Consider the following 6,737-nt stretch of genomic DNA (forward strand, 5'->3'; position numbering starts at 1 on the left):
TAGCAAAACAGCGCGATAGCCTCGGCCGCTCGCACATCGCGCGTTTCCTGCTCCAGCAAGTCGCGCATGTCGGAACTGGTTTCAGACAGGCCGAGCAGTCCCGATTGCGTCGAGACCATCCTGTTGAACTGATGTGCACTCATGTTTTCCGAGCGCGCCAGATATTCGAGCAGTCCAGGGTCGAGATCACCCGATCGCGTGCCCATCGGCACTCCGGACGCCGGCGTGAAACTCATGCTGGTATCGATGGACTTGCCGTGGCGCACGGCCGCGAGGCTCACGCCGCTGCCAAGGTGGACGAGAATAACGCGACCCGCGGTTGCAGCCGCATCGCCGAGGCGCACAAGTTCATCCATGAGAAACGCGTAAGACAACCCGTGAAAGCCGTAACGCCGCACGCCCATTGCTTCGTAGCGTCGCGGGATCGGCAGCAGCCTGGCAACCCGCGGTAGATCATGATGAAACGCGGTGTCGAAACACGCAATTTGCTCAAGCTCCGCGAAACGATGACGGAACGCTTCGATCAGCAGGATTTCCTCGGGCAAATGCTCGGGATCGAACGCCTTCAGACGCCGCAGCTCGATGAGCAATTCCGGGGTGATGTGCTGCGGTTCGACATAGTCGGGGCCGCCGTGCACGACACGATGGCCCACCGCTGTCAACGCACCGCAATCCGAGTCTTTTCCGATCCAGTCCATCAACATGCCGACTGCCGTGGTGTAATCCCGCGCGATCACCTTGCGGCAAAAACTGTTGACAGGCTTCGCGTGTTTGACGTGAAAGGTGGCGCCGGAAAGTCCGATCCGTTCAATCCTGCCAGACAGGATTCTCAACGGTTCGTGCGCCGCATCGAACAACGCGAACTTGATACTCGACGAACCGCCGTTGATCGTCAGGATGCGAGTGCCAGGACCCGTCATGGCGGGTTCCGCACGTTTCGCCATTCCTGGCTCGTCGAGCTCGGTCTTGATCCATTCGTACGCGTCCAGCCGGATCCGCTCACGCGCGTGGCATCCGCAAGCCATTTCGACCAGCGTCAATCACCAGGATGCCATCGGATTGGTATGGAAAGCGCGTGCACGGAGGAATCAACCATCACCGGTTGCGACGTGGTCGCGGCGATCGCAGGGGTCTGTGGGAGGTGACGCGACGGCATTGGCAGATTACTGCCGCGCGTGACCGAAGGCTTCGGCTTCAGCCGCTCGAAAAACCGGGAAAACGACCCCGTTTTGGAGGGGCATGCATTGATGGGCAGAGACGATCGATCGTCGTCGAGGCGGCGCCAGGATCCGACGTGGCTTCGGCCATAATCGGCCCAACGCGAGTGGAAGGCGTCGGCTGCAAAGGTTCCGCAGATCGGCTGCTCCCGCTGTTCGAGCTTGAACTCGATCGCCTCGCCGGCGTGAGGCAGCAGGACTGAACTGTAAATCCATGGACCCTGCATGATTGTCATCCCCGCAAACCTACCCGGATATCTGCTCGCGAGATCTCCGCAACGGTGCGGCGAGACGCGGGTTACGAACATGTCTGCATCGCCGCAAACAGCTGCAGATCCATCGACTACAAGATGAGCGACTCCCGCGATTCCCTCTGTGCACTACCGGACGAGGAGGATGAAACAGATCGCAACGAGAACACCGGTTTCGAATCCGGAAAGACTCTCAACGGCTAGACCGTCGGCGCGTTGAGATCCAGTGTATGCATCACCTGTCGCGCATCGTTCGGATCCCGCGTACGTACGAAACCAAGATGTTCGGCGAGATCGCGCATCGCCTGATTGTCCGGGGAGTCGACCGAGTACATACGCGAGATGCCGTGCTCGCGCGCGAATTGAATCAAATGATTCAAGAGCAGTGTCGCGAGTCCTTGATTGTGCCATTCGTCGCTGACGGCGATGGCGCATTCGCAGGTCACGCCATCGGCAAGTTTGCTGTAGCGACTCACGCCGATTTCGCGTTCGATCGCGCCATCCGCGATCAGCGCGACAAACGCGACGTCATTGACCTGATCGACATGCGTCAACTGCCTCAGCAGCCTGGAATCGGGACTCTTGATTTCACCGAGGAATCGGAACCGACGCGACTGCGGCGACAATCGCTCGATGAAAGAGCGTTCAAATTCCGCATCTTCGTCACCTATCGCGCGAATCAGCACCGTCGTGCCATCGCGCAATTTTTCCTTCCACTGCACGTCGGCGCGAATCAGGTTGAATGACTCGGTCGGTAGCGGTCCCCGTTGATCGCCGGCCGCTGAAACATCCCGGTCAACACTGGTCATGACTGCCCTTCTTCTTACGAACGATGCGTGTTGCGAAGGTTCTACTTGTTTCGACGTGCTGTCCGTTCGGTAGCGCACAACGTTCCAGCCGCTCACACTCGCTCATTCGGACGAACCCTCCCGCGGGCAATGGCTCTGACATTCATCGTCTGGCGAGTGCGGATGACGCGTATGTGACGGTGGACAGGTGCTTGCTACACGTCGGGCTGTGAAGAACGTGCTGTTTCGTCCAATATCCCCCCGGAACGTTGGCTGGACGATTCGGCGCGTCGGGAAAACACATGCCGCTGCAGCAATTCGATGCCGCTGACAATCCTGAAATCGGTCAGCATTCCGCGGTCCGCCGCATCGGCCAGTTGACTCAGGAACGAGCGGCGGGCGGCGACGGGCGCAGCATTTGCGCCCGCGCGGATCGCCAACTCGAAGCATGGAACGCCATTGCAGCTTCCCCAGTCATGCACACTGTCGACCAGCTTGATGCGGTCGTCGCGCGCAACGCAGGCGAGAAGGGCGTCCCGGTCGCTCGTCGTTTCGAACGCGGCAAAAACGCTCCTCCGTTCCGATGTGCTCACTTCACTTTCGTCCGCCATCGTGGTCTCCCGATTGTGGAATGCAGGACTGGCATTTCGGAGCCGACGTGATTCAAGGGTCACCGGAGCCGCCTCCGATTGAAGCCCCGCCACTCCAACTCGCATTCGTCGTGACGAGGTCAGCGACTCGACTGGCGACGTCGACACCCACAGAGAATGTCGAGGATCGGTCATCCTTTCTGCGCGAGGATTCGAGAGTGTTCTCATCGCGCGGAGACGTCTGTACGGCAACGAACGAACTTCGTCCTCCCGCTCGCGATCGCGTCAGGCGTCGTGCTCTCTCGGAAAAATTGGGTGGCCAATGGACGTGACCGCACGGAGGAGCGATGGAGTCAATCGGCATTCTTATCGACATGTGCGCGCAATTCGCCGCGGACCAGGCGTCGACTCCCGCCTCGCCGCAACGTAGACCTTCTGGTTGCGGCGAAGGTTTGCGCTGGCTTCCTGTCTCGGCGCGCTCGCGATCGCTAGCCAATCGTGCGCCCTGTCTCCGGATGTCCTCTGGCGAGTGCGCCGTGACAGGACGGACCTCCAGACGACGGCGGCCATCGAAAAGGCAATCGAGGCAACCGACCACACTGAAGGACGTGGGTGGTGTACGCTGCCGGACAGAGAGAGTTCTCCCTGTGGTTCGGTCGGCGACGCCATTCCGGGGTATGCAGGCGGATCGCTTCGGCGTGCTCAGGTTCATCCAGCCAGGCCTGAAAGTGCCCACCAACAACGATCCCAAACGCAACCAGCTGCTTGCAGCACTCCCCGAAGCCGAATTCCAGCGTTGGCTGCCGCATCTGGAGTCGGTCGATTGGGCGTTGGGGAAAGTCGTCTACGAGTCCGGGGGCGGTCTCTCGCACGTCTTCTTTCCGACGACCGCCATTGTTTCCCTCCTTCACGTGATGGAAGACGGTGACTCCGCGGAAATCGCAGTCGTCGGCCATGAGGGCATCGTCGGCGTTTTTCTTTTCATGGGTGGAGCAACGACGCCAAGCCGTGCGGTGGTGCAAAGTGCGGGAAAGGGAATCCGGCTGAAAGCGGATTTTCTATTGCGCGAGTTCAACAAGATCGGCCCCGTCATGCACCTGCTGCTTCGTTACACGCAGGCGCTGATCACGCAGATGTCACAGACCGCCGTGTGCAATCGGCACCATACGCTCGACCAGCAGTTGTGCCGGTGGTTGTTGCTGAGCCTCGATCGACTCGCGTCGAGCGACCTGGTGATGACGCAGGAACTGATTGCCAACATGCTCGGCGTGCGCCGCGAAGGGGTGACGGAAGCGGCAGGCCATTTGAGCGATGCCGGCCTGATCAGCTACCGCAGGGGACGCATCAAGGTGCTCGATCGTCCAGGACTGGAGAAGCGTTCCTGCGAATGCTATCGCGTCGTCAAGGATGAGTACGACAAGCTCCTTCCCGTCGGCGAAGCGGTGTGAGTGTGCGCCGCTCGACTAACGATTGCGCAGCTGTGTGTGCTAGCAGACCGTTCTCATCGAGCAGCTGACCGATACTCGCGACGAAAGCGAGGAAACACGGAATTCCATCGAACGTCGGTGCGTTCCCCTCGGACGAACAATCCACTCGATGGGGAAGCGGGATGCGCGACACCGGAAACCAGATGATCGCCCGCCTGCCGGTTCGTGACCGTAAGAGCCTGTTGTCGCTGTGCGAGCCGGTCGAACTGGCCCTTTCAGACGTGCTGTCCGAACCCGGTCAACGCGCCCGATACGTCTACTTCCCGAACACTGGTTTCGTTTCGCTGATCGCTGAAATCGCGAAACACCCCGGTCTGGAAGTTGGAATGATCGGCCGGGAAGGCATGCTCGGCGCGCACGTGTCGCTAGGGATTGACATCGAGCCCATTCGCGCCATTGTCCAGGGAGTCGGCGTCGCCTGGCGTGTGCGGGCGGCCGACTTTCGAAACCAGCTGGCAGGCAGCGACGCCCTGCGCCGCGCGATGAATCGCTATCTCTACGCCATGTTCCTCGTGATGGCGAACGCTGCCGGTTGCGTTCGCTTCCACCAACTCGGGCCGCGGCTGGCACGCTGGTTCCTGATGAGTCAGGACCGGGCGCGCGCAGATCATTTTCAGGTCACTCACGAATTCCTTGCCTACATGCTGGGCGTTCGTCGAGTCGGCGTGACCGATGCGGCTGGCGAGTTGCAGCGTCGCGGTCTTGTGACGTATCACCGCGGACGGGTCAAAGTGCTCGATCGGGTTGGACTGGAAGCCGCGGCGTGCAGCTGCTATGCCACCGATGGGCAAGCGTTCGCCCGCTGGATGGGATGAACTGCTATCGGGAATCGACGACAGTCCATCCGTGATGTCGTCCCCTCGAATGCGAACAGCGGTGCCGGTCGATGATCGGTGGGGTCGACATGACCCACCAGACCGTTGTCGAGCCGAAGACCGGTCTCGGAATGATCGACGCCGACATTCGACACGCCGTCGCGCGCAATGCGTTGGTCGATGCAACTTGAGGGCTTGAACCGGACTGTTGCGATGCGGGTGACACCGATACGCCAGTCATCCGGCGACTGCGCGCTTTTCGCAAGGGACATTCCCGGTTCATCAAAGATCCATCGCGACGAATCCTCCGGTCTGCCTTGCCCACAATCGTGCGTACAGTCCGCCCCGCGCGATCAACTCGCGATGCTTGCCGCTCTCGACAATCGCGCCGTTGTCCATCACCACCAGTCGATCCATCCGGGCGATGGTCGACAGTCGATGCGCAATCGCGATCACCGTCTTGCCGGCCATCAGTTCGTCGAGGTTGTCCTGGATCGCCGCTTCCACTTCCGAGTCGAGTGCCGAGGTGGCTTCGTCCATCACGAGGATCGGTGCGTCCTTGAGCAGCACGCGCGCGATCGCAATACGTTGTCGCTGGCCACCCGACAGTTTGACGCCGCGCTCGCCGACGTGGGCGTCGTAACCGCGGCGGCCTTCACCGTCGACGAGCTGGTCGATGAATGTGTCGGCGCGCGCCTTGGACACCGCGGTACGCAGTTGCGCGTCGCTGGCATCCGGGCGGCCATACAACAGGTTGTCGCGGATCGAACGATGCAGAAGCGAGGTGTCCTGCGTGACCACGCCGATCTGCTCACGCAAGCTGTCCTGTGTTGCATGCGCGATGTCGTGGCCATCGATGAGGATGCGGCCGCTCTCCAGGTCGTACAGACGCAACATGACGTTGACCAGCGTCGACTTGCCAGCGCCGGAAGGACCGACCAGCCCGATCTTCTCGCCGGCGCGCACGTGCAGGTCCAGCCCGGAAATCACCCCGCCCCGTTTGCCGTAATGAAAATGGATGTGCTCGAAACGCACATCCCCATGGTCGACCACGATCGGCTGTGCGTCGTGCGCGTCGCGCACACTGGTCGGCTGCGAGATCGACGTGATGCCGTCCTGCACTGCGCCGATGTTTTCGAAGATGCCGTTGACGGTCCACATGATCCAGCCCGACATGTTGTGGATGCGGATGACCAGACCCGTTGCGAGCGTGATTGCCCCGACGCTGATCTGGCCTCGGCTCCATAACCACAACGCCAGGCCGCAGGTGCCGACGATCAGGAAACCGTTGGCGATCGCGATCGACGTATCCATGCCCGTCGTGACGCGCGTCTGCCCTTGATGCTTGACGACCAGTTCGGTAATCGCGCCGCGCACATAGTCTTCTTCGCGGCGTGAATGCGAGAACAGCTTGAGCGTGCCGATGTTTGTGTAGCCGTCGACGATGCGACCCATCACCTGCGAGCGGGCATCCGACGCAATCCACGCGCGCGATTTCATCAGCGGCACGAAGTACGCCATCAGCGCGCAGTAGACGACCAGCCAGATCGCCAGCGGCGCCATCAGCCACGGATCGGCTTGCGCGAACA

The 6,737-nt window shown here is 61.0% G+C and carries 6 protein-coding genes; 3 read left to right on the forward strand and 3 right to left on the reverse strand.

The window, feature by feature from the left end; all coding sequences use genetic code 11:
- A partial coding sequence (locus tag ABIV12_RS03195; RefSeq protein ID WP_348056155.1) for an acetate/propionate family kinase occupies positions 1-920 on the reverse strand: 920 nt, incomplete at its 3' end.
- Between the two features lie 748 nt (positions 921-1,668).
- The gene (locus ABIV12_RS03200) at positions 1,669-2,277 is read right to left on the reverse strand and encodes a GNAT family N-acetyltransferase (RefSeq protein ID WP_348056157.1); all 609 of its coding nucleotides are present in this window, start codon (positions 2,275-2,277) and stop codon (positions 1,669-1,671) included.
- Between the two features lie 281 nt (positions 2,278-2,558).
- On the opposite strand from ABIV12_RS03200, the gene ABIV12_RS03205 reads away from it, so the two are divergent.
- From ABIV12_RS03205 to ABIV12_RS03215, 3 genes are all read left to right on the forward strand, one after another.
- Positions 2,559-2,918, forward strand: coding sequence for a hypothetical protein (locus ABIV12_RS03205; RefSeq protein WP_348056159.1), 360 nt, complete (start codon positions 2,559-2,561; stop codon positions 2,916-2,918).
- Between the two features lie 626 nt (positions 2,919-3,544).
- The gene (locus ABIV12_RS03210) at positions 3,545-4,294 is read left to right on the forward strand and encodes a Crp/Fnr family transcriptional regulator (RefSeq protein WP_348056161.1); all 750 of its coding nucleotides are present in this window, start codon (positions 3,545-3,547) and stop codon (positions 4,292-4,294) included.
- Positions 4,295-4,476: 182 nt separating this feature from the next.
- Positions 4,477-5,148: a Crp/Fnr family transcriptional regulator gene (locus tag ABIV12_RS03215; RefSeq protein ID WP_348056163.1), complete on the forward strand. Its 672-nt coding sequence runs from the start codon at positions 4,477-4,479 to the stop codon at positions 5,146-5,148.
- Positions 5,149-5,430: 282 nt separating this feature from the next.
- Here ABIV12_RS03215 and ABIV12_RS03220 read toward each other — a convergent pair.
- On the reverse strand, positions 5,431-6,737 hold a 1,307-nt coding region (locus ABIV12_RS03220; RefSeq protein WP_348056165.1), incomplete at its 5' end, for an ABC transporter ATP-binding protein.

This window comes from Dokdonella sp. (genome assembly GCF_039926425.1).
Taxonomy (GTDB): domain Bacteria; phylum Pseudomonadota; class Gammaproteobacteria; order Xanthomonadales; family Rhodanobacteraceae; genus Dokdonella_A.

What these genes read in the sequence shown, in the direction of transcription:
- ABIV12_RS03215 (WP_348056163.1), top strand. Translation starts at nt 4,477, where the DNA reads ATGATCGCCCGCCTGCCGGTTCGTGACCGTAAGAGCCTGTTGTCGCTG.
- ABIV12_RS03205 (WP_348056159.1), top strand. Translation starts at nt 2,559, where the DNA reads ATGCCGCTGCAGCAATTCGATGCCGCTGACAATCCTGAAATCGGTCAG.
- ABIV12_RS03200 (WP_348056157.1), bottom strand. Translation starts at nt 2,277, where the DNA reads ATGACCAGTGTTGACCGGGATGTTTCAGCGGCCGGCGATCAACGGGGA.